This is a genomic window from Methanosarcina baltica (genome assembly GCF_055394095.1).
In genome coordinates this window covers 2,071,029-2,093,419 of sequence record NZ_AP042463.1, presented here as the reverse complement: position 1 = coordinate 2,093,419, position 22,391 = coordinate 2,071,029, and the positions used below count along the sequence as shown (strand labels likewise).

20 protein-coding genes and 2 pseudogenes are annotated in these 22,391 nt (G+C 48.3%); 13 read left to right on the top strand and 9 right to left on the bottom strand.

The window, feature by feature from the left end; translation table 11 throughout:
- Positions 1 to 295 precede the first annotated feature (295 nt).
- The 4 genes and pseudogenes from ACZ5QV_RS09080 to ACZ5QV_RS09065 all read right to left on the bottom strand — a co-directional run bounded on the left by ACZ5QV_RS09080 (position 296) and on the right by ACZ5QV_RS09065 (position 2,652).
- On the bottom strand, positions 296 to 532 hold the full coding sequence (locus ACZ5QV_RS09080) for an RRXRR domain-containing protein (RefSeq protein ID WP_464599520.1): 237 nt from the start codon (positions 530 to 532) through the stop codon (positions 296 to 298).
- A 403-nt stretch (positions 533 to 935) separates the two neighbouring features.
- Positions 936 to 1,373 (bottom strand): hypothetical protein, encoded by a 438-nt coding sequence (locus ACZ5QV_RS09075; protein ID WP_464602147.1) that lies wholly within the window; start codon positions 1,371 to 1,373, stop codon positions 936 to 938.
- An 83-nt stretch (positions 1,374 to 1,456) separates the two neighbouring features.
- A pseudogene (locus tag ACZ5QV_RS09070) lies at positions 1,457 to 1,600 on the bottom strand (class I SAM-dependent methyltransferase); the annotation flags it as partial.
- A gap of 470 nt (positions 1,601 to 2,070) precedes the next feature.
- Positions 2,071 to 2,652, bottom strand: coding sequence for an acetate uptake transporter (locus tag ACZ5QV_RS09065; RefSeq protein WP_464599519.1), 582 nt, complete (start codon positions 2,650 to 2,652; stop codon positions 2,071 to 2,073).
- Between the two features lie 339 nt (positions 2,653 to 2,991).
- Here ACZ5QV_RS09065 and gpmI point away from each other — a divergent pair, with 339 nt between their 5' ends.
- Together gpmI and ACZ5QV_RS09055 are read left to right on the top strand one after the other, a co-directional pair.
- Positions 2,992 to 4,551, top strand: coding sequence for a 2,3-bisphosphoglycerate-independent phosphoglycerate mutase (gene gpmI / locus ACZ5QV_RS09060; protein ID WP_464599518.1), 1,560 nt, complete (start codon positions 2,992 to 2,994; stop codon positions 4,549 to 4,551).
- A 321-nt stretch (positions 4,552 to 4,872) separates the two neighbouring features.
- Positions 4,873 to 5,829 carry a beta-ribofuranosylaminobenzene 5'-phosphate synthase gene (locus ACZ5QV_RS09055; RefSeq protein ID WP_464599517.1) on the top strand — a complete coding sequence of 319 codons (957 nt, stop codon included), beginning with the start codon at positions 4,873 to 4,875 and terminating at the stop codon, positions 5,827 to 5,829.
- Between the two features lie 340 nt (positions 5,830 to 6,169).
- Here the strand turns inward: ACZ5QV_RS09055 and ACZ5QV_RS09050 are convergent.
- From ACZ5QV_RS09050 to ACZ5QV_RS09030, 5 genes and pseudogenes are all read right to left on the bottom strand, one after another.
- Positions 6,170 to 7,038, bottom strand: a pseudogene (locus ACZ5QV_RS09050) (cation diffusion facilitator family transporter).
- Positions 7,039 to 7,297: 259 nt separating this feature from the next.
- Entirely contained in the window at positions 7,298 to 8,314 is a 1,017-nt protein-coding gene (gene fen, locus ACZ5QV_RS09045) for a flap endonuclease-1 (RefSeq protein ID WP_464599516.1), read from the bottom strand.
- 97 nt (positions 8,315 to 8,411) lie between these two features.
- Complete coding sequence (locus ACZ5QV_RS09040; RefSeq protein ID WP_464599515.1) at positions 8,412 to 10,349, bottom strand: clostripain-related cysteine peptidase; 1,938 nt, start codon at positions 10,347 to 10,349, stop codon at positions 8,412 to 8,414.
- Positions 10,350 to 10,579: 230 nt separating this feature from the next.
- Entirely contained in the window at positions 10,580 to 10,885 is a 306-nt protein-coding gene (locus ACZ5QV_RS09035) for a hypothetical protein (RefSeq protein WP_464599514.1), read from the bottom strand.
- 233 nt (positions 10,886 to 11,118) lie between these two features.
- On the bottom strand, positions 11,119 to 11,409 hold the full coding sequence (locus ACZ5QV_RS09030) for a hypothetical protein (RefSeq protein ID WP_464599513.1): 291 nt from the start codon (positions 11,407 to 11,409) through the stop codon (positions 11,119 to 11,121).
- A 361-nt stretch (positions 11,410 to 11,770) separates the two neighbouring features.
- Between ACZ5QV_RS09030 and ACZ5QV_RS09025 the strand changes: the two genes are divergently transcribed.
- The 11 genes from ACZ5QV_RS09025 to ACZ5QV_RS08975 all read left to right on the top strand — a co-directional run bounded on the left by ACZ5QV_RS09025 (position 11,771) and on the right by ACZ5QV_RS08975 (position 22,210).
- Positions 11,771 to 12,667 (top strand): presenilin family intramembrane aspartyl protease PSH, encoded by an 897-nt coding sequence (locus tag ACZ5QV_RS09025; protein WP_464599512.1) that lies wholly within the window; start codon positions 11,771 to 11,773, stop codon positions 12,665 to 12,667.
- A 203-nt stretch (positions 12,668 to 12,870) separates the two neighbouring features.
- Positions 12,871 to 13,692: an HAD family hydrolase gene (locus tag ACZ5QV_RS09020; protein WP_464599511.1), complete on the top strand. Its 822-nt coding sequence runs from the start codon at positions 12,871 to 12,873 to the stop codon at positions 13,690 to 13,692.
- A 288-nt stretch (positions 13,693 to 13,980) separates the two neighbouring features.
- The gene (atwA, locus tag ACZ5QV_RS09015; RefSeq protein ID WP_464599510.1) at positions 13,981 to 15,597 is read left to right on the top strand and encodes a methyl coenzyme M reductase system, component A2; all 1,617 of its coding nucleotides are present in this window, start codon (positions 13,981 to 13,983) and stop codon (positions 15,595 to 15,597) included.
- 165 nt (positions 15,598 to 15,762) lie between these two features.
- Positions 15,763 to 17,331 carry a methyl-coenzyme M reductase-associated protein Mmp3 gene (gene mmp3 / locus ACZ5QV_RS09010; RefSeq protein WP_464599509.1) on the top strand — a complete coding sequence of 523 codons (1,569 nt, stop codon included), beginning with the start codon at positions 15,763 to 15,765 and terminating at the stop codon, positions 17,329 to 17,331.
- Between the two features lie 107 nt (positions 17,332 to 17,438).
- Positions 17,439 to 17,876, top strand: a complete 438-nt coding sequence (locus tag ACZ5QV_RS09005; RefSeq protein ID WP_464599508.1) for a methanogenesis marker 6 protein — start codon at positions 17,439 to 17,441, stop codon at positions 17,874 to 17,876.
- Positions 17,877 to 17,882: 6 nt separating this feature from the next.
- Entirely contained in the window at positions 17,883 to 18,428 is a 546-nt protein-coding gene (locus ACZ5QV_RS09000; protein ID WP_464599507.1) for a methanogenesis marker 5 protein, read from the top strand.
- Entirely contained in the window at positions 18,425 to 19,672 is a 1,248-nt protein-coding gene (locus ACZ5QV_RS08995; RefSeq protein ID WP_464599506.1) for a methanogenesis marker 15 protein, read from the top strand. Before ACZ5QV_RS09000 ends, ACZ5QV_RS08995 begins: the two co-directional genes overlap by 4 nt.
- Position 19,673: 1 nt before the next feature.
- Complete coding sequence (locus tag ACZ5QV_RS08990) at positions 19,674 to 20,279, top strand: methanogenesis marker 17 protein (protein ID WP_464599505.1); 606 nt, start codon at positions 19,674 to 19,676, stop codon at positions 20,277 to 20,279.
- Between the two features lie 2 nt (positions 20,280 to 20,281).
- A complete protein-coding gene (locus tag ACZ5QV_RS08985; RefSeq protein ID WP_464599504.1) occupies positions 20,282 to 21,217 on the top strand; it encodes a methanogenesis marker 7 protein in 936 nt (311 codons plus the stop codon).
- A 228-nt stretch (positions 21,218 to 21,445) separates the two neighbouring features.
- A complete protein-coding gene (locus ACZ5QV_RS08980) occupies positions 21,446 to 21,913 on the top strand; it encodes a carboxymuconolactone decarboxylase family protein (RefSeq protein WP_464599503.1) in 468 nt (155 codons plus the stop codon).
- Positions 21,914 to 22,036: 123 nt separating this feature from the next.
- Entirely contained in the window at positions 22,037 to 22,210 is a 174-nt protein-coding gene (locus ACZ5QV_RS08975; RefSeq protein WP_464599502.1) for a hypothetical protein, read from the top strand.
- The last annotated feature ends 181 nt before the right edge of the window (positions 22,211 to 22,391 follow it).

Sequence of the window (22,391 nt, the reverse complement as noted above, 5' to 3'; positions counted from 1 at the left end):
ATAGGGAGCTTCCCCCCTGGATAACACTTTAAAATATTTCAGATTAACCAATTGTACATCACAAAAATATATAAAACTTTTCAAAATGTTCCAGCGGTTGAATTTCCGATGTGAAAACAGTAAAATTACCCCAACAACTGGAGTTGTTAATGGAGCAAGGGGAAACTATGAGAAAAGGAATCAATCTTTTTGAGAAATCAACCTTTTCTGACTTATTAAACTTTCTGATTAATCTATTTTTCCGGACTCTTTAATTTTTATTAGTGACAGACTTTTCCGGATGTACCACAAAAATTCAGGCAGGGAGCCCGGTTGCTTTAGCGCCGGGAGGAATGCCGCACTTCTCTGTCGAATATTCATAACCATCTGTCCTCTGTAATACTTTGAAGTATTTTTTATTAATTGAGATCCTTTTCCCCTCTTTGTTTTTGATGTCGAAACTACCCGCTTTTCCCGCTTTAAGCAGTTTTCTTGCAACTGCTTCATGGCAGGGACTTAACAGCTCTTTGTTTTTGTTAAGTATAAATATCATGCTGGATTTCTCCTCTCTGCACTGGAAACAAATTTCCATAGCAGGTAACGCAATTTTTAAATTGTCTCCCCTCGCCAATGTTGGAAACGCTTGTCATGCGTAGCACACTGTCCCTACCTCTCAGGACTTTTAATACTACACGATAGAGCTGCAAACTGAGGAAGCATTCGCAGGTATCATGACATTTCCAAAGTAGTCAATTAAGACTTAGAATGGTCAACCAGGGTTTATACAAGCCCCACTGCTTTACAGGCTGTCCGACAATTACTGTAAGTAATATCTGAATTCCGTTTTTTTCGATTTAAAGGCTTTATATGCCTTCTTTTTTCATGTTTTTTACCTGAAATTGAATTGTCGGACAACTTCTTTAGCGTGGGGTATTTGACCAGAAAATTACCAGGCATCAGGACTCATTTTTCCACCAGAGTTTTACCCTCGTGGACCAGCCTTTATGGATAAAACTCCCGTTTTCCTCTTCAAGCATATCTGTGAAATATTCAGAGAGTATTTCTTCCTGAGCTTTGGTCTTAACCCCATAATGTGGCCCGAAATGCTCAAGTGCCTCATCCATATCTTTAAACCTGTTTATATTCTCGAAAGGAAAGGTCTCCACGTTGGGATAAATCCCCATCTCATAGAGCACATTGTAGAGCACGTCACATTTGGGACCGGAACTGTACTCACAGCCGTGAAGGATGGGCCAGAGTTTTCTGTAATACATGTCCCAGGAAGTCTCCCCTGCAAACCAGTAGAGGTAAACATATCCGGAGCTGACGTCCAGCATCTTCTGGACTGAGGCCCGTATATCGCCCATGCCCAGGGAATACGAAGCAAAGACCACGTCATAGGGCCTGAAAGATCGGTTTCGGGTTCAACCGCTTCCCAGTCCTTATACACGCAGTCCACATTTTCAAGCCCGCATTCATCAAGGTTTTCCTGAAGGACAGCCATCATCCCTTCCGCAGGCTCGACAGCCGTTACATGGGCGACCTGCCGGGCAATGGGAATAGCAAGAGTTCCGGGGCCTGCGCCTATATCAAGAATCCGGGATCTGGGGGTCAAAGCCATTCCTTCTATTGTTTTTTTCACCCTCTCAGCCCCGTTTTCCTGGGCCATGTTCCAGAAACGCCTTGCGCTTTCCTTACTGCCCCATATACTTGAACATTCAGTGTTACGATTTGTTTTTCGTTGCTTTTCCACAGCGTCTTTCCAAACGTTGTTCCAGTCAGGCCTCTTAGTTTCCATGCGTATTCCTCATATAAGTCAATTCATTAGTACAAACGTAATACTAATGAAGTAAATAGTGTGAAATAATATATATCTTTTGAAAAAAAAGTCATTTCGAAAAAAAGGCTATCTTGCGCAGACCATGCAATTACAGTGTGTGAAAAAGAGCTTACGACCGATTCGGTACAAAATTTAAAAAAGCCAAAAAAAGAAATACCCCTGAGATAAAACTCAGGGTCACTATAATTTAAACTGATTATGAAGACGGGAATGAAAAATCCGAACGGTAAAATCCGGAAAAACTTTTTAATTCAGCCCAGCGGGAAAATTGCTTTTCCGTGTGCTTCATTGATCACCTGGCCAAGAGCCGTGTAGATTGCAGTGAAGCCACAGAAAATACCTTCATATCCCGCGATCTTTGAGATTGCCGCACTGCCTGTGTAGTCCCCAAGAGCGAGCAGGAAAAACAGGATTGTCAGGGTGAAAAACACAGCTTGAAGGGCTTTTGGGGACTTGAGCGTCCCAATGAACATGAAAAGGGTGAAAAGCCCCCACATGAAAAGGTATGCAGCCATGGTTGTCTTTAAAGGAGCCGTACCCCAGCCCAGGCCAGGCAGCACGATTATCCCTACAAGAGAGAGCCAGAAAAACCCGTATGAGGTAAAAGCCGTGGCTCCAAAGGTGTTGCCTTTCTTCCATTCCATAATCCCGGCAATAACCTGAGCAATACCACCGTAAAAAATACCCATGGAAAGGATCATTGACCCCATGGCAAAGAATCCGGCGTTGTGCAAATTCAAAAGTACCGTGGTCATCCCAAAACCCATGAGTCCCAGCGGAGCCGGGTTGGCGGTAAGGTCCTTGAGCTTTAAGTCAGAATGTTCAGCGTTCATAGATAATCTAATCCTCCTCGTCCTGTTTTCCGGAATTTCGCCTGGCTATAACCGGATTTTACCGATTTTGTCGCATTCTGCACTGGCACATCCAGAGATATTTTCACCTGAAGAATTACAAAATTTATTTTTTACTTTACTTTATAATTTATTTTTTACTTTACTTTATAATTTATTTACAGACTTTACTTCCGTTTTGATTTTTTTGACCTTTTCCAGGTATGTAATTATTAATACTTATAATCGAGGACTGTTTTTATATTTTTTAATTATATAAAAATAGAAGATCACGTTTTCAGGAACAAGGTATTTATGAACTCGGGAGGAAATTCCCTGCATATGACTCAGGCAAGAAGACCCCTCATACTTATGATCCTGGACGGCTGGGGGCACAGCTCCAGCTCAAAAGGAAATGCCATCCTGGCAGCAAATACCCCGAACCTTGACCGCCTGCTGGAAAAATATCCCAGCTGCACCTGTGAAGCCTCAGGGGAAGCCGTGGGCCTGCCCGAGGGGCAGATGGGAAACTCGGAAGTGGGCCACCTGAACATCGGCGCGGGAAGGACCGTTTACCAGGACCTCACCCGGATTAACCTTTCCATTAAAAATGGAGAGTTTTTCAAAAACCCCGTGTTCCTGGAGGCGATTGCAAACGCGAAAAAACAGGGCTCAAAACTACACCTCATGGGGCTGTTTTCCTTCGGAGGGGTGCACAGCCACATGGAACACCTTCAGGCCCTCGTGGAGCTTGCAAAAGAGCAGGGCATCCGAAAAGTATATATTCACGCCTTTCTGGACGGGAGGGACGTGCCCCCGAAAGCTGCCCTTGAGGACATGAAAGAGTTCGAAGCCTTCCTGAAAGAAACCGGCATGGGAGAAGTGGCCTTTGTCTCGGGCCGCTACTATGCAATGGACCGGGACAAGCGCTGGGACAGGACGGAACTGGCCTATGATGCCCTGACCGTCGGAGTTGCCCCTTTCAGCGCCCCTGACCCGGTCTCCGCCGTGGCCGCAGCCTATGCGCGGGGAGAAAACGACGAGTTTGTCAAGCCAACCATAATCACGGACTCCGAAGGAAAAGCGAAGGCCCTGGTGGAAGACAACGATTCCGTGATCTTTTTTAACTTCAGGCCTGACCGGGCGCGGCAACTTACCTGGGCCTTTGTAAACGAAGACTTCGAAGGGTTCCCGAGAAAAGCCCGGCCGCAGATCCACTACGTCTGCATGACCCGCTACGACGAAAACCTCAGCCTGCCCCTGGCCTTCCCCCCGGAAAAACTCACAAACGTGCTCGGAGAAGTCCTGAGCCGGGAAGGCAAGACCCAGCTCCGAATAGCCGAAACCGAAAAGTACGCCCATGTAACCTTCTTCTTCAACGGAGGAATCGAGCATTGCTATCCCGGAGAAGACCGCGACCTGATACAGTCCCCGAAAATCGCAACCTATGACCTCAAACCCGAGATGAGCGCCTACGAGGTCACGGATGAGGTAATCAAAAGGATCGAATCCGGAAAATACGACGTTATAATCCTGAACTTCGCCAATATGGACATGGTGGGGCACACGGGCATATTCGATGCCACAGTCGTTGCCGTGGAAACCGTGGATACCTGTGTGGGCCGGGTAATCGAGGCGCTTCACAGAGCCGGTGGGGCGGCAATCGTTACCGCAGACCACGGAAACGCCGAGCAGATGGAAAGCCCGGAAACCGGAGGAGTCCATACCGCCCACACCACAAACCCCGTGAAACTGCTCTACGCCGGAGATGGGGAAGTGGAGGGCCTGAAGGAAGGAAAACTCTGCGACATCGCCCCGACCATGCTCGACCTCCTGGGACTGGAAAAACCCCCGGAAATGACCGGGGAGTCAATGATTATATGGAAAAAAGAAGGAGCCTGAGCTTTTCTTTTTACCTTTTTTACCTGCCAATCTTCTTTACTTTTTTTGCAGCTCTCATTACCCGATTCTCTTATTCTTCGATTTTGCATCCTTGCATCCCTTCCGACTTCATATCCTGATATTTATTCCATCGCATATTTTTCTAAACTCCCAATTTTTCCGGGAAGAGGAAGTTGAAAAACCAGATTTTATAGGGCCTGCGGGCAAAATATTAAAAAAATTTATTAAATATTGAATATCATCAGCAATAAGAAAAAACAGTCAACATTGAGCAATAATATGTAATTGCAGAATATAATAATACCAGGTGTTGTATAAAGGATGATAAAAATAATTACTCCTTGCAGGCTTCACATGACCCTCATCGACTTGAACGCGGAGATCGGAAGGGTAGATGGGGGAGCAGGTCTTGCGCTTCCCGCCCCCAATGTCACATTAAGAGCCGAAAAAGCAGACGAAATCCGGATTGAAGGTGCGGAGGCTTTTACCGAGCGCATGACACGGGCTGTTGAAGCCGTACTCCCGGAAGGTGAGGGTGTAAAGATAAGCATTGAGTCTTTTATCCCCTCTCACGTTGGCTTCGGGTCCGGGACCCAGACATCCCTCTCGGCTGCGGCAGCCGTTAACGAACTTTACGGGCTCGGAATGGACTCGCGGGAACTTGCATACATAATAAAAAGGGGCGGAACTTCCGGGATAGGAGTTTCGGCTTTTGAAAAGGGAGGTTTCATAGTGGACGGGGGGCACAGGTTCAAAGATAAAGGAGCTTTTTCACCCTCGGCTGCCAGCAGAGTGCCTCCGGGGCCCGTGCTCTTCAGGGAAGATTTTCCGGACTGGGAACTTGTGATCGCAGTCCCTGATGACAAAGGGATGCACGATGAAGAAGAAGTAGAGGTTTTCAAGAAATTCTGCCCCCTCCCCCTAGAAGAAGTAAGGGAAGTTGCCCACGTGGTACTCATGCAGATGATGACCTCGGTAATCGAAGAAGACATTGAGAACTTCGGGGCTGCCGTAAACCACGTCCAGAACGTGGGTTTCAACCGGCTTGAACACTATGTCTGGCCCGACATTGTCAAGGAAGTCTCGGCCTTCATGCGCACCCGCAGCTATGGCGCCGGAGTGAGTTCTTTCGGACCCGTGGTCTATTCCCTGGTGGACAACAAAGCGGAAGGCAGGGAACTTCAGGCAGAAGTCCAGCAAATGCTCGATGAATCGGTCGGCGGGACTGTCTTCATGACAAAAGCCAAAAACAGCGGAGCGGAGATTTCGGAAATCTGAAAAAGCTTCACGGTCAATCAGGCAGGATGACCGTGACTTCACAGGCTTTCCGACAATTCCCACCAGTAATATATAATTCATTTTTTGCGATTTAAAGGCTTTATATGCCTTATTTGTTACCCGTTTTTACTCTGAAATTGAATTGTCGGACAGCTTCTTTAATGGCGGGTAGTTGACATTGTCCATTTAACTTTACAGGCGGGAAGAAGGGGGGTCCCCGTCCTCGATGTTTCTAATTGAAAATTAGAAACTCCTGTTAAACCTATGGTTTAACACGACAGCCAAAGGCTGCCAGGTGGGGGTAGTTGACTACCCATCTCCATTCAAGGCCCGTCTCCGTTCAATGCCTATGCGGGGGATGTCCCCCGTGCTCATGTTCCTCAATACGATGGTACTCTTCCCCGGAAAGGCCCACAGGATCCACATGGATAACGGCGTTTGAAAGGTAAACAAGGTCGTGCAGGAGCCTGTGCCGCACCTCCATGGCAATTGCATGTCCCTCTTCGACCGAAAGTTCCGGGTCAACTGCCAGGTTTACCTCAGCATGTAGCCTGTGCCCGAGCCAGCGCACCCGGACTTCCGTTACGTCCCTTACTCCTTCCACATGCCCGGCCTCCTGTATAATTTCTTCAACAATGTCCGGGTCAACCCCGTCAAGGATGCGAAAAAGGACGGCCTTGCTTGAGTCCCGGACAATGTGGAGGATCGCAAGAGTAATGATAAAACCGATGACCGGGTCTGCAAGAGGGTAGCCGAGCCAGACGCCCACCGCCCCGAAAAGCACCGTAAGGCTCGTAAACCCATCAATCCGGGCGTGGTAGCCGTCCGCAACCAGAGCGGCACTCCCGATTTCCTTTCCGATTTTGATGCGGAATTTAACCACGAGCTCGTTTCCCGTAAACCCAATAATAGAGGCCACGACCACAGCCCCCAGAAAGTTTACAGGACTCGGGTGAAGGATGCGATCAATTGACTCATACCCTGCAACCAGGGCACTGAAAAGGATCAACAGGACGATTATGACGCCTGCGATATCTTCTGCCCGTAGCCGTAGGTAAAGCGCTTGTTGGGCTTTTTGCGGGCAAGCAGAAAGGCAAACCCGAGAGGAATTGCTGTTGCCGCATCTCCGAAGTTATGGATGGTATCGGCAAGAAGGGCAACACTGCCCGAGAACCAGACTATAACTATCTGGAAAAGAGCGGTTATCATGAGGCCCACAAAAGAGATTTTGACCGCTCTGATACCCTTTTCTGTGGAAAAGATGTTTGGGTCTACCGCTCCATGCAAATGAACATGCCCGGCCCTGACTGAAGCCTCAGGTTTCTCAGATCTGCTTTTTTCTTCTTCTTCTTTTTCTTCTTCTTCTTCTTCTTCTTCTTCGTGCCCGCTTTTCTGAGAATAAGCCGTAAGAGTCCTCCGAAATTTCAAACATTTTAAACTTACTGAAATATTTGACAAAACATCATTTTTAGAACCACTGGTCAAGGGTCTGCTGCCGGCCCCCTGAAGCTTCTTTTAAGCGTTCGCAGGCCTTTTCCACCCGGTCCCTGGAAAAACCGTGTTTCTCGCAGAGAAATTCGACCATTATTTCATGGTCCGGTTTTTTCCATTTGAGCTCATATTCGTCCGTAGCTGGCGGTCTGGAAAAAAGTTCCCGAATTTGCTCGAGGGACTCAATTTCAACCTCTTTTTCCCGCAGGACTCCGGAAATATCTCCGTGTTTTTTGACCAGCTTGAGGGCGGTCTTCGGGCCCACCCTTTCCAGACCTTTGTTAAAGTCCGTGCCGATGCAAATCGCGATATCGATAAGTTGCTGCCGGTTGATCTCAAGGTTTTTGAGACTTTCTTCAAGGTTGATAAGCTCAGGCTCGACCTCAACATAGGTATTTTTTCCTGGTAGTTTGCGCTTGCCCGTAATCGCCAGGTTTCTTATCACGGCCGGGGCCCCGAAGAGGAAAGCATCGTAGTCCTGAGAGACCACAAAGTCCGCGTCTTTTTTAAGCACCATGTAGGCAGCCTGGGCTTCCCCTTCCGAGGGAGCCTGAACGTAAGGAATACCCATTGCCGAAAGGAGGTATTTGGCATCCTCCACGATCTGTGAATCCACTTTTGCAGAGGCCTGGGCGTATTTGTATGCGGCATCCAAGTCCCCTTCCTCTTTTGCGTCCTCCCACTTTTCCCGGGCCGATTCCCTGACCTGCTTTCTTTTGTTCAGGGTCCTAGCCTTCAGTTCAGGGGGTTTTCCGTCAAAAACGTAGACCGGCCTTATCCCGGCCTCCACAAGACTCGTTGTCCTGTAGAGCAGACCCGAAAGATGTGAGGTTACCCTGCCGCTCGAATCTTGCAGGGGACTGCCGTCCCGCTGGCGGATAATGCTCAAAAACTGGTGCAGGGTGTTGAACGCATCGATTGCAACCACCCGGTTTGTAAGGTCCGAAAGCCCGACCTTTTTTTTCTGAAGTAAATCTCCTATATCTGTACCCATGCTTTACCTCAGAGGATTTTTTCCTATTTTATCCTGCGCCCGATTCGGGACTTTCTGGACCTTCTGGATCTTCTGGATATTATTTGTATTCCCGGTCTTATTCAATTACAAGTTTTTCCGGTTCCGTCATATTGAAATTCACATGGTAATCCTCGGCGTAGAGGGCTGAGTAGTACGTGCCCAGGGGAAGGTAATCAAACACATACCTCGTGTCGTTTCCTACAGTAATCTTCCCGAGTTCGACCCAGTTTTGAGGATTGGAGTTATCCCCATAAAGGATGGCGTAGGTAGAAAGGACATCCCCCTCTTCCAGCCCGAGGACTTCCCTTGAAAAAAGGAGATCCCCACTCTCCAGGACCTCATAGGGGTTCAGGTAGGCACCCACAGACCCATTTGCCTGGTCCAGGCAGAGGTGGACCAGGCAGGGGCGAGAAAGCCCGTCTCGCAGGAGTTTTGCCTCCGAAATAAAGAAAATCAGTTTTCCCTCTTCACATTTTCCTTTATACATCGCAGACATGAGCGCATAGTTGCCCGTACTCCCGTCGCGGAGGTATATCCATTTCCCGTCCCAGACCGGAGGGCTGTAATATCCACTCTCGTTTATTTCAGCGGGCCTGCTCCCCAGGAGGACGAATGGCCCCCCCACGAACCCCTTTACTTCGAGGAGGGGACTCCCTGACGAAATGCCTTCGGAGGCTGCGCTCAGATAAACCTGCCTTACCGTGGCCAGTCCGGAATTATCCTCAACAGCAAAACCCCCCCTTGTTTTTGATATTGTGGGGTCCAGGAGGTCCGCACAGGTCCGTTTCAGGTAACTCCCGAGAAACCCTGACCAGGTATCGGAAAGAGATTCCGGGTTATAGCCCTTGAATGTCTTTTCTCCGGCGTGAGGAGAATAAAGCGAGACCCCGTATGCCCCGGCCTCCCCCCGATCGTGTCTGGCGTAGACCACAAAACTGTCCAGGGCCTCGAGCAGGTCCCCGGCCTTTTCGGAAAGTTCGGGGGCCTCTTCTTCCACCTGCAGGGCAAAGCTTTTCAGGTCCATGGAGATTTCACTGTTTTCTTTCGGCCCGACCCCGAACTTCCGGGCTTTTGTAAAAGAAGCCCCGAGCCCGCAATAACTTTTCGGGATCAGAAGCCTTGAGTCCATTGCTTCCACAAGGGAATCGAAACTTACCAGCACCGTTTCTGTCCGGGAGAGGTCCAGGAGGGAGAGGGTTCTCGGGCGCAGATGCTGCGGGTTGTCCAGATAACTGTCAACGATTTTCCGCCCGAGTTCCGGGGTTGAAGTCTGTGGGTTTTCCGCAAGGTAGCCCACAAAAGAAACGTAGTCCCAGCCGTGGGTGGGCTCGATTGTCTCGGAGGCGAGCATGTAGTCGGCCGAAGACGAGATGCTTTTTGCAAGTTCTAGGTTTGCCATGAGGCAGGCGTCAAAGCCCACCAAGTCGAAATGCAGACCTGAGGATTCAAGAGATTCTGAAAGTTCAGGAAGTTCCAGTCTGTCATAACGGTGGTTTTCGTCAAAGCAGACCCCCCGGTAGGCATCCCCGTGGTCCCAGAAAACCAGAATGTACCTCTCGCTCTCATAGTTTTCCCGAAGGTAGGAAAAAAATGTATCCAGGCTTTTCCGATCCCCCATGTTTGCCGATTTATAGGCCCGCCTGTGAAGGCCCTCGTTGCCTATAACCCCGTCCCCTGCGTCCTTTTCAAGGTCGGAAAGGTCCGCAATAGTCATCCCCCGCCAGCCATCCAGGTCGCTGCCCCCGTAGGCCAGCACGATTTCCACCTCAGTCCGGTTTTGAGGGGCCGCATCCAGGATTTCAAAAATATCAGTACTTGCATAGCCGTTAGATGACTCAAGGTCACTTCCAACCATGTAGACGGCAAGCAGGTTCGATCCATTATTTCCGGCCCCGGCCCCTCCCGAACCATTTCCGGAACTTCCAGTCGGACCGATTCCCGGAATAAAAGAAGCGGGACCCTCCTTCCATCCACCAAGATCATCAAGACAGCCGCACACTAAAAAAAAAAGCATGAGGACTGCAGCAAACCCCATTTTCTGCATTCCGTACCCCGGGCCTTTTCCGGACCCATCCCCCAGGCCAGCCGGAGAGTGAACTATCCGGAATAAAACAAATAAATAAATAAATAAATAAATAAATAAATAAATAAATAAATAAATAAATAAATAAATAAATAAATAAATAAATAAATAAATAAATAAATTGTATATGTTATTACGCCATTCCAGACAAAAAACGTAACTCAAGCAAACAGGTCAAGGCGAACGTCTATAACGGAATCTTCATTTGCATCGATTCTGGAAACCGTAAGAAGATTACCGTTTCTTTCAAGAAGCGTAGCTTTAGTGACCCTGACCTGATGCCCATCATCCGGCTTTTTGCTGTTGTTATTTTTGTGGACCACCAGAAGCTTTTGTCCAGCTTCTGCCTTTTCCCCGACTTTAGTTACAATGTTGCGTATAATCTGCTCAAAATCAGCGTAGATCAGGATCTCTGATTTGTTTGCAGCCTTTTTTATAATACCAATTGGTTCTAAACTAAGGTGCATTTTCTGTTTCCTTCTCTATAAAGCTGTGAACTACCCTCAAGCATCATTTCTGGCAAAACCGGGTATGCTAATGAAGGAGATTCCTCTTCTCATCTGATTGTCAAACAAAAAACTATTTTAATATGGGATTTTTGCTAATAATAGCTTGCGGTCAACTACTTCCCCTGCCATTTCCGGTAAATCTGAAAAGCTTGAGGAAGGACCTGTTTTGATAAAACTATTCGACAAATAATTCAATGATATTTCCTGCGGTTAAACTCGTAGATTGCGTTGTCTACCTTGCTGATGAGTTCGTTCATCCTGTCTTCCATGTTGGACTCCGTACCCTCCAGATTTACCCGAAGAGAGCGATCCTTCGCTTCTATCTTCTCTTCGAGCTCCCTGATTTTCGTATTAAGAGAAATAAGCATTGCAGCCAGGGTACCTATTAGAATCACAACCGAGATTATGATAAGGGGATTCGAAGCCCGGCTCGGAAACCTTCTGAGCCATTCGAAGGATAGAAGGAATGATGATAGAACCATCACAGCGAAAAATACCGAATCTCTTGTTTCCATTATACACCTCAGCAAACTCAATAGATAATTAGTATGAACCCTTTTCCGGAAAAAACATCCAAAAGTATTTGATAAGAACATCAGCTAATATAATATATAGACTTTCTATTTTTGTTCATTTTTTATACAGAAATAGTATTTGTTTTTTTGCACAAACTATATATTAAACTTTCTTCTATTTTTTCCACCAATAACGTCCAAGGCTTCCACATCCAAAACCCCACCTTCCGGACGAGCAAGCGAAGAGCATATCACCCGGGCAGCTCTACTGGAGATGCAGACTACATTCAAAAAATAAAAGAAGTTAACAATAAGGAGTTTAGGTCATTTGAGTTCCACCAGACAGAAAATAATGGAATACTTACCAATGCTTTCCATGGCAGGACTTATCCTGCTTGTCCAGATAATAGCGCTGCTTCTGGCCACCCCCATGGAAATGAATGAAATGCAGGCCTTTGAGGACCCTACGGACGTTTCAAATTCCATATATTATATCGGGTTGATCCTGTGCTTTACACTTGTTGTGCTCCTGGCAATAAAAAAGGATATGACCTGGCTCATAACGCTCTTTATCTACATAGCTGTGCTCAGTACCCTTTACTACGTATTCTATGCCCTGTTTACCCTGCTCCCAATGTCCCCCGGGGCTGTCACACTGGTTTCAGGCCTTCTTTCCGTGGGCATGACAGTGATACTCTACAAATACCCCGAATGGTACATAATTGACATTATAGGGGTATGCATTGCGGCGGGCGTGAGTGCGCTGATAGGGATATCCCTTTCCATAATCCCCGTCATAGTCCTGCTCCTCCTCCTTGCGGTGTATGACGCGATTTCCGTCTACAAAACAAAGCATATGGTCGCCATGGCGGAAGGAATCATGGACCTGAAACTGCCCATCCTCTTTGTAATCCCCAAACACAGGAACTATTCCTTCAGAAAGGAAAGTTTCGGGGAAGGCGAAGAACGCGAAGCCTTCTTCATGGGGCTCGGAGATGCGGTCATGCCGACCTTGCTTGTGGTTTCCGCCTACATCTTTCTGAACCATGCAGATATGTTTTCCTATCCGGTACTTGGGGCAATGCTCGGGACCCTGGTGGGGTATTTCGCACTTTCCCTTCTGGTCATGAAAGGAAACCCTCAGGCAGGCCTGCCCTTCCTGAATACAGGGGTAATCCTCGGCTTTTTAGCAGGAGCCCTGCTTTCAGGAACTCCAATTTATTAACTATCGAGTGGGAAGAAGGGGCCCTTGAGCCCCTTCCGCAACTCCTAAGGAGGTGGGGAAGGGTAATTCAAAAAACCCTGTTATCAGGGATTCCAATTTTTTAGAAAGAGTGTAGCCCACAAAGACAGATATTTTATTTTCCGGCTGTTCAGTTTTCAAATTTTTCGGGCAAATGTTTTTATTAAACAGGTTAATACTTTTTTATGCAAAAACGGATCGCCGTTGTATTTGACAGTGCTGGGACACTCCTGCACATGTACCGGGTGGCAAAGGACTCCAGAACTGGGAGAATCCTTGAAAACATAGAAAGCACCGCCATTGTTGCAAGTAAAAAGGGATGTGCTCTTGTTGTCCTGAATACTGAAAACGAAACTATTCTTCAGTGCAGGGAGGATAAACTCCTTTCAGAATTTATTGAAGAAAAAAAGATATCTATAGGCATCAGTTGCTCCAACGGGGCTTTTTCCGCAGAAGCTGCCTTCGGGATAATAAAAGGAGACAATACCAGGATAAGGGATGTGCACGAAGTAATCAGGATGGTGAGCGCCCGCTGCCCGAATATATTCTACCTTGCGGCCGGGGTGATCGTGGACTCCGAAACCCGTTCCGTGCCCTACGTACTCAGCACGGGAGGCCAGGTCTTTGATACCACCCACGAAACCATCCGGACCCTGGAGGAAATGGGAGTTGACAGCTACATAGCCTCAGGAGACAGTGCCAGGAGCCTTTCCCAGCTTGCGGAGTTTATAAATATTCCGACAGAGAGGGTCTTTGCCCTGGCTACTACACAGAAGAAAGAAGAAATAATCCACACACTTAAAGAAAAATATGACGTTGTGTTCATGGTTGGAGACGGCATAAATGATATCCTGGCCCTCAGGGCAGCCGATGTAGGGATAATGATGGTCCAGCAGGGGGACGCGCGCCCTGAAAAACTTAGAAAAGCAGCTGATGTGGTGCTGGACGACCTCATAAAAGTCCTGGATATTGTCAGGGCCCAGGAATCGTTACAAAAAATGGGTTAATATGTTGATTGATGACGTTTTTTAGAGTTAACAGTGAGAAAATAATGCGTTATGTTTATGTAATGTTTAGCCTTATGTAAATGTTGCCCATATGGGTGAAATTAATTGATGATGTCAGCCCGTCAATTACCCTTGAGACCAAGACTCAGGGGTTTTCTGCCGCGTTCTTATAATCACATTAATCCACCAGTAGATTACTTTTTACGTCCCTGTGCCAGAGAACGCCCCGGACAGGCAAAAACCGAACTAAAAAAACGATTTCAGCTCATAATTCGCGGAGGAAAATGCATGTCGGTATTTATTGAAGTTAAAAACTTAACCGTCGATTTTGACGGTGTAAAAGCTCTGAAAAACGTAAGCCTTACCATTAACGAAGGAGAAGTATTAGGGATTCTGGGAAAAAGCGGATCCGGAAAAACCATCCTCATGCATGTGCTGCGTGGGACCGAGTCCTTTGAAAACATTTCCGGAGAAGTGATTTACCACCTCGCACGCTGCGAAAAATGCGGATACATCGAACCCCCCAGCAAAGCCGGCCAGAAATGCCAGGTCTGCGGAGAGACACTTCAGGCCTATGAAGCCGACTTTATAAAAATGTCCCTCTATGAACCTGTCAGAAAGGATATTACAAAAAAGATTGCAATCATGCTGCAGAGGACCTTTGCTCTTTACGGAGATGAGAGGGTCCTTGTAAACGTCATAAACTCTCTCACAGAAATCGGGTACAAGGGAGATGACGCCATGATAAAGGCGGTAGAACTCCTTGAGGAAGTAAACCTGAGCCACCGTATGATGCATGTCGCAAGAGAGTTAAGCGGAGGGGAAAAACAGAGAGTTGTGCTCGCAAGGCAACTTGTCAGAAATCCACTGCTCCTGCTCGCGGATGAGCCCACAGGTACTCTTGACCCGATGACTGCAAACCTGGTCCACAAGACCATCATGAAAGCCGTTGAAAAATACGGAATGAGCATGTTCCTGACCTCCCACTGGCCCGAGGTAATCGAGGAAATGGCAGACAAGGCAATCCTCCTCGAAAACGGAGAAGTCATGGCAGCAGGGGATCCTATGGAGGTCTCGGCGATCTTCATGCAAAACGCCTCTCTGGTCAGGCGTGAGAAAGACGCAGTCATTGGAGAACCCATAATCCGGGTAAGGGACCTTGCCAAACGTTATATCTCGGTGGACCGAGGAGTTGTAAGAGCAGTTGACACAATCTCCTTTGACGTAAAAGAAGGGGAAATCTTCGGGCTTGTGGGCCTAAGTGGCGCAGGCAAGACCACGACCTCCAAAATCCTGATGGGAATCCTGCCGCCTACCGCCGGGGAAGTTGAGGTCCGCGTGGGAGACGAATGGATTGACATGAGGATACTCGGGGTAAACAACAAAGGAAGGGCCACAAAGTACATGGGTTTCCTGCACCAGGAATACGGGCTTTACACCCACAGTACCGTAATCGACAACATGACCGAGTCCATCAGCCTGGACCTGCCTTACGAACTGGGGGTAAGAAAAGCAATTATGACTCTCAAGGCAGCAGGTTTCGATGACGAGAAGGCAAAAGCGATTATGCCCAAGATGACACACGAAATGAGTGAAGGGGAAAGGCACAGGATAGCGCTTGCCCAGGTCCTTATAAAGGAGCCCAGGATCGTTATCATGGACGAGCCCACCGGGACAATGGATCCAATTACAAAGATATCGGTCACAAACTCCATCCTCAGGGCCAGGGAAGAAATGGGAGAAACTTTTGTTATCGTCTCCCACGACATGGACTTCGTAAACGAAATATGCGACCGGGTGGCCCTCATGCGAGATGGAAAGATCGTAGCTCTCGGGAAACCGGAAGAAGTACTCTCTCACCTTACGGAAGATGAAAAAGTTCAGGCCCTGGAAGAAGCAGTATAAAAGGGAAAAGACAAAAGACAAAAAAGGAGAAAGTCCTGGAGATGTATAGAAAGAGGTAATAGTGTTAAGTAAAATAACAGTGTGAATCTAATTAAAAAAATAATGAATGATAAATATTAGTATATAATTAACGTTCCATCCCCTTAGCTATACAGGCCTTATGAGGTGCCGATTACGACAGAGGAAATCACCGTTGAGGTCAATGATAGGGAAATTCGCCTGCCTGCAGGCGCGACCCTCAAAGACGCACTGAAAGCCGCCGGAGCCCCCTATCAGCCCGGCACGGCAATTGGAATTTTAAAAAAAACAGGACGGCGACTGACAGAAGATGTCAGCGAATACGCCATTAAGACAGGTAAAGGGGAATTTCGAATCGAACTCGAAAGCCTCGATTCATCCTCCCGAAAGTTATGGGCTGAATCTTTCAAAGAGTACGAAGGCACTCCGGTGCGCTGGGCCAGCCCCGAAGCTGTGGCTTTCGGCCCTTTTGAAACCGATATAAAACCGGTGCGCGGAGTACAGAGTTTTGAAAATTATGATGTCCTCTTTGGCGCGGGTGGGTTTGACAGCCGGAACACACACCTGATAATTTCCAGAAAAAAACATGCAGCAGAATACGGCAGCCCTGCTGAAGCCTCTTTTGCAAAGGTCGTGAGCGGAAAGAATGTTTTGAACAAACTTTCCAGAGGAGATTCTATACAGAGCATCGAACCGTTAATCGAGTGGGAACAGCTTGCGGAGAAAAGCTGCACTACCGAGCTTTCGACCCCCCTTGATGCCGGGATGAGTATATATACATATATCGAGGTGGAACTTTCCATAAACGCCCCTGCAGGTGCGGAACAATTTTATGCCCTTGTGCGCGAAGGCACTTTTACTGTGGATTTTGTCGCAAGTTCTTTTATCTCGGACGACTCCCTGCAGAGGGAACCTGTTCCTTACGAAAACTTCGAACCCAGGACCGAAGGGGCAATTTCCGTCCGGACCGCAGGGTACGGGACCGGAAGGACCTACGTTTCCAGAGAAGACCGGCCCTCAAGCCTGGTACATTCTATCATCGGGCACGTCACGAAAGGCCTTGAACTTATAAAGCTTTCTGAGAAAGGGCAAAAACTCTCGGTGGAAACCCTGCCACCCCAGATCGACCTCCTGGGCCGTAACTTCGATGAAGTGGTGCCTGTTCTTGCTGCCATAGGCGTGGAGCTTGTAAAGGAAGGGTACGACGGGGAAGATGCGGTAATTGTCAGGCAGAACCCCACGACCACCCTTGAGATCCTCGGAGAGGCAAAGGTTAGCACCTACGCGGTCCCCCGCTCGAAACTTGTTGAGGTGGAATTATACCCCGAAGCCCCGAAGAGCCTGGATTTCTTCCGCCATTCCCTTGAGCTGAAGACAAAAAAGGTCGGGGCACTTCCGGTCCAGATGGTGTATGAAAACACCTATATTTTCCGGCCAGAAAAGAATGCCTTGAAGTACATGGAGATCATGCCCGAAAACCTCCCGAAAGGAAAAATCCTGGCAGGAGAAATCGGAATCACCAACCAGTCCGCCAAAAGGATGGGAAACATCGGGGTCAAGACCATGGAAGACGAGCTCTTCGGCCCGACCGGTGAAAAGTTTTCATCCACGAATATCATAGGCAGGGTCCTGGACCTTAAGAAGCTGGAAGGCATCCGGGAAGGGGACGTGATATACATAAGCGAAGCAAAGCGTCCGAGCAAAGGAGAGGAGTAAACCTGTGCTCGAAAGAGAACTGGAATCTCGAAAGAGAACTGGAATCCCGAAAGAGAAGAAAGGCTCCCGGGAGTCACCTCCGGTAAGCCGGCAGTAAGGAGAGACTGATGACAGCAGAGAAAGAGATTACAAAGGTCATTGTAATCAGTTCGGATAACGTACTGCCTGTAGACGCGGCCATGAAGATCTACGAATCAGAGTTCCCCGTCACGGTAAAAGAGACCTGTTTCGGGCTTATTATTACCGGGCCCGAGGGTGACGTACTGCAGGTGACGGAAGATATCCGGCAGCTTGACAAAAATCATATTTTTGTGAAAGACCGGGGTTTTCCCGCAGGAGACGAAAGGCGCTGCAGGGCTGCCAGAGGCGGAGGCCCAAGGCCCGGGTTTCATTTCCTCAGAGAAGAGGTACGGATGCTCCCCGCAATAGGGGCCGCACTTGACGAACTTGAGGCAAAAAGACCTGTAAAGGAAAAGAGAAAAGAGAAAAGCAGGTTGAAAGTTTCGGAGCTTGAGCGAATCATTGAAAGTCAATTTGCGAGGTGAGCAAAATTGGTTAAGGTTTTCATTTATCCTGTAAACAGCCTGATCCTGGCTGACCTGGTAAAACGCTTCGGGCACGAGCCCCTTACCGTTATGAACCAGGTACGTGAAAAAGTTACGAATATAAGCCTGGACTCCCCCCCAATTAACATAACCCCGGAAGACCCGAAAATCGGACTGCGCTTTGCGGCAGTCGAGGTCCCGGCAGGGGTCCGCGGGCGGATGGCCCTTATAGGTCCCCTGATCGAAGAGGCGGAAGCGGCAATTATTGTAGAGGACCCTCCCGTGAACTTCGGCTGTGTGGGCTGTAATCGTACAAACGAATTGATGAAGTATCTGGTGCGTTCAAAGGATATCCCCATCCTTGAGGTCAGGTACCCCGCATCCGAAGATGATGCCTCGGATTTCGTGTACCAAATCGCGGCTTTCCTCGAAGCCCTTTCCGGAGAGGCTGATGAAAAAATAAACGAAAATAATAAAGAAGAAATAAACGAAAATAATTTAGGACCTGAAGCCGAAAATAAAGGGGAACCGGCAAAGGAGGAAAAAACATGAACTCCGACAAACTTGAAACCGTAAAGATTGCCCTTGTTTCCTGCGGTTCCGAGTATTCCGGGGTCCAGCCCGAATTCGAAGCCGCGGCTGAGAAGGTAAACGCGAAGTTCATTTATCCCGAAATAAACGTAGAAAGCATTGACAATATGGGAAAAGAATTCGGGCTCGAGGTCGCAAGCGGGGACCTCAGGCTCATGATGGCCCGGGCCATAGCCGTTGTGGAGGGCCTGACCCAGGTGGATGGGGTCTTTATCACGACCTGTTTCCGCTGCGCAGAAGCGGCAATTGTGAGAAACGAGATCAGGAGATATATCCACAAACATTCTAACATCCCGGTTATCAGCTATTCCTTTACGGAACGCACAAGTGCGGGCACCCTGCTTACCCGTCTGGAAGCCCTGACCACCGTTGCCCGGAGAAGGCACCTGCTGGCCCGGGAAGTCCAGACCGGACTTACGGCGGGTATAGACTCAGGCTCCACCACCACAAAAGCCGTGGTTATGAAGGACAACAAAATCATAGGCAGGGGCTGGGTCCCCACCACAAAGGTCCTGGAAAGTGCCAATGAAGCATACTCGCTGGCTCTGGAAGAGGCCGGGATTAAAAGAGAAGATATCCAGGCCCTCGGGACAACGGGCTACGGCCGCTTCCTTATAGGGGAACATTTCAAGGCCCAGCTCATCCAGGAAGAAATCACGGTTAATTCAAAGGGGGCCGTATACCTTGCGGACTGCCAGAAAGGACCCGCAACCGTCATTGACATCGGAGGTATGGACAACAAGGCCATCTCGGTGGAAGACGGAATTCCGGGCATGTTCACCATGGGGGGGATCTGTGCCGGAGCCTCCGGTCGTTTCTTCGAGATGATCTCAAAACGCCTCGGGGTGGACATCACCGAACTCGGAGCCCTGGCCAAAAAGGGAATGCAGGAAAACGTGACCATGAACAGTTACTGCATCGTGTTCGGGATCCAGTCCCTTGTAAACTCCCTGGCAAAAGGCGCAAGCCCCGAAGACGTTGCGGCCGCGGCCTGTTACAGCGTGGTCGAACAGCTCTTCGAGCAGCAGCTCCAGGAAGTGGACGTGAAAGAGCCCCTGATCCTGGTGGGCGGCTCTTCTTTGATAGAAGGGGTACCAAAGGCCCTTGGCGACCTCCTCAAGATTGACGTGCTTGTCCCCAGAGATTCCCATATGATAGGAGCAGTCGGGGCAGCTCTGCTTGCCTCAGGCTACGTGGAGGAATAAAATGGATGCGCTTGAGACCTTTATAGTGGAGGCTGCAATCCCTTCGGAAGCCGGGTTTTACAAAAAGATCGTTGAGGACATCATCTCAAGTCTCAAGCTTGCCCCGGCCATAGGCAGGATCAAAGTGGTCCTTCGGCCCGAAGATTCTCTTTTCCAGATGGCAATTATCCTGAGGGAAATAAGCTCTACCCTGAAAACCACAGACATTGCCGATGTGGAAGCAAAAGTTGCGACCGAACCGCAGGTGCTGATCTCCATAAAGAGGGAACAGTACCTGCCGGACCTGCTGCGTTTGCTCTGGAAACGTTATGGGAAGGCAAACATAAGTCAGCCTGACCGTTGGACCGTGGCCGTACAAGTCGAGAGGCCTCTGGAAGAAGCTCCCTTTATCAAAGAAATGGTCGTGGCCAACCCCCGCCACACACTCCACGAAAACCTGGTGGACTTTGCGATCAGAGTGACCCCGGAAGGGTTCAGGGTCCGTTACCACCTGTTTAAGGGCAGAAGGTTTGTCTTTGTGGCCTCTGAGGAAATCATGCAAAAGAAATGGATAGAAGAGGCAGGGGTAATGCTTGAAGAACTGGAAAGGACAAAAGGAGGCAAGTAAGAATGGCAGCCGTACTCCTGCCCTACCTTTACACGGGCGGGGTCCATAAGCACTGGCTTATACTTGAACTACTCGAAGACCTGGGAGGCTACGTAATCCAGAAAATGATTACAGGGACCGAGGCCAATCTTATCATGCTGATTCCTGAAAAGGACGTGCACCTGATAAAGGATATTTCTGACGAACTGCACGGGGTCATGATTGAAGCCCCCCTGACCGGGGTTGAAATCGCCGTTGTGTCCCCGACCCTTGCCTCCCACCACCTGCCCCATTCCGCCTGTGATGTTGCCGAGTACCTGCGGCACCCCGGGGCCAATACCAATATGATAGGGCTTGCCCGGGGCATGGGAAGAAGGGTCTCCCTCTCGAAGGATTTTGAACGCAAACTGATCAATGAACACGACCTGGTGGTCTTTACTTTCGGGTCCTTCAGCGACTGTATAATCAATAAAAAACCAAAACTCTTTGAGGGAATAGAAGTCCCCATTGTGGTAACAGGCGGGCCCGAACTCAAGACAGAAGACGTCGCTGGAGCCGATCTTTACATAGGAAAAATAGGCAGGGTCGCCCATCGCCTTAAGAAAGGAGAGGAGATCTGCGCCCTCGACGGATTGAATGAAGGGGTTGCGGAAGTAGTTGGAAAAATACGAAGAGAGTTTGCTAAAGACCCTCTTGCCGTTTTGCCCGCCAGAGTCATGAATGAAATCGAAAACCAGGTCCCTGAAATCCGCAATGTGCTTTCCCCTGGACCGATAACACTGCAACTTAACGGGCTTCGGGTCAAACTCCCGTATGATGAGTTCCATGAGAAAATAGAGAAACTGGAATTTGACGAAGGCGTTTTCCTCTCGGAGCTTGCGAACATCACCCGGTCGAAAATGAAAAATTATATATTGATAAAGATCAAATCTAAATCGGACGTTGGCTTTGCGATATAAGTCGCTCCTTCAATTAAAATTTTTAGTAAATTTGATTGAATTTCAGAGAATCGAGCAGGTTTGATTAAAATATGATCGAATCCGGTCAGGTATAATCAGATCTGCTCAAGTATAATAAAATTTGATCGAGAAAGGTCAGGTTTGATATCAATTTCTGTTCTGAAAATCCAGGTTCCTAAAAGATAAGGCATTCTAACCCCTAAAAAAATGCTCACTGGTGAACTTTGTATGGAACTCGAAGACATTGTGGAAATATTAAAGGACGATCCCGAAAACGCAATCCCCAAACTTCTAGAAGATGTAAAAAAGCAGTATGGGGAAATCCCTTACATCATGAACTTCATGAAGGATCTCCCGGAAATATTTATCCCGAAGACGCTTTATGACAATGCCATTATGCGGGAATTCAAGAACCTTGACCCCAGCACCGTGGAGCTTATATCCATAGGCGTGGCTTCGGCCCTGCGCTGTGAGCATTGTCTTAAAATGCATATAAGGATTGCAAAGAGGCGGGGCATTTCAAAAGAAAGTATTTTCTCTTCCATCATGATAGGGGCCTCTCTTTCAAACGCGGCCGTACTTGCCGAAAGCACAAGAGCCATTGCATCTGAGTTTGACGAGGAGGAAGAAGGAGAAGAACGCTGCTGCGACCCGAACTGCGAGGTCTGTAATATTTCAGGAGCCCACCTCGAATAATGAATCCATTTCCGGAAGACTGCTGGGCCTTTTTTTGAATGACTCCATTAAATCCATCTTTTTTATTTTAAGCGTCATGAATATATACTCATTCAGTTTTAAAATTCGGAATTTTGAAGTTTTTTGTCAAGAATCACATCAATAGGCCTTTCAACCACGGAACACACGGAATACACGGAAACCGGCCTGATGGCCGGTGAGTATGCCGGGACTTTAAATACCCGAGTTTCGCTTCCCGAGTTTCGCTTCGGGAGCACGAGGTCCGTTTCGCTCGCTTCGCTCACTCAAGCGGACTAAAAAACTAGAGCAACCGTACTTGGCGTCTTCCTGCATTCTTTTTCCGTGCCTTTCCGTGGTTTGAATGCACACACCAAACGCTTCCACCAACAAAAACACAATTCGGAATTTTTGTATCAAAATGCAAGACAACACCCCAACATAATTCTGAAAACCAAACCTGTGTGAGTATATATAGTTC

Excerpts from the sequence above, each read along its gene's own strand:
- ACZ5QV_RS09080 (WP_464599520.1), bottom strand. The coding sequence starts at position 532 with ATGATATTTATACTTAACAAAAACAAAGAGCTGTTAAGTCCCTGCCAT.
- ACZ5QV_RS09065 (WP_464599519.1), bottom strand. The coding sequence starts at position 2,652 with ATGAACGCTGAACATTCTGACTTAAAGCTCAAGGACCTTACCGCCAAC.
- gpmI (WP_464599518.1), top strand. The coding sequence starts at position 2,992 with ATGACTCAGGCAAGAAGACCCCTCATACTTATGATCCTGGACGGCTGG.
- ACZ5QV_RS09055 (WP_464599517.1), top strand. The coding sequence starts at position 4,873 with ATGATAAAAATAATTACTCCTTGCAGGCTTCACATGACCCTCATCGAC.
- fen (WP_464599516.1), bottom strand. The coding sequence starts at position 8,314 with ATGGGTACAGATATAGGAGATTTACTTCAGAAAAAAAAGGTCGGGCTT.
- ACZ5QV_RS09040 (WP_464599515.1), bottom strand. The coding sequence starts at position 10,349 with ATGCTTTTTTTTTTAGTGTGCGGCTGTCTTGATGATCTTGGTGGATGG.
- ACZ5QV_RS09035 (WP_464599514.1), bottom strand. The coding sequence starts at position 10,885 with ATGCACCTTAGTTTAGAACCAATTGGTATTATAAAAAAGGCTGCAAAC.
- ACZ5QV_RS09030 (WP_464599513.1), bottom strand. The coding sequence starts at position 11,409 with ATGGTTCTATCATCATTCCTTCTATCCTTCGAATGGCTCAGAAGGTTT.
- ACZ5QV_RS09020 (WP_464599511.1), top strand. The coding sequence starts at position 12,871 with ATGCAAAAACGGATCGCCGTTGTATTTGACAGTGCTGGGACACTCCTG.
- atwA (WP_464599510.1), top strand. The coding sequence starts at position 13,981 with ATGTCGGTATTTATTGAAGTTAAAAACTTAACCGTCGATTTTGACGGT.
- ACZ5QV_RS09005 (WP_464599508.1), top strand. The coding sequence starts at position 17,439 with ATGACAGCAGAGAAAGAGATTACAAAGGTCATTGTAATCAGTTCGGAT.
- ACZ5QV_RS08995 (WP_464599506.1), top strand. The coding sequence starts at position 18,425 with ATGAACTCCGACAAACTTGAAACCGTAAAGATTGCCCTTGTTTCCTGC.
- ACZ5QV_RS08990 (WP_464599505.1), top strand. The coding sequence starts at position 19,674 with ATGGATGCGCTTGAGACCTTTATAGTGGAGGCTGCAATCCCTTCGGAA.
- ACZ5QV_RS08985 (WP_464599504.1), top strand. The coding sequence starts at position 20,282 with ATGGCAGCCGTACTCCTGCCCTACCTTTACACGGGCGGGGTCCATAAG.
- ACZ5QV_RS08980 (WP_464599503.1), top strand. The coding sequence starts at position 21,446 with ATGGAACTCGAAGACATTGTGGAAATATTAAAGGACGATCCCGAAAAC.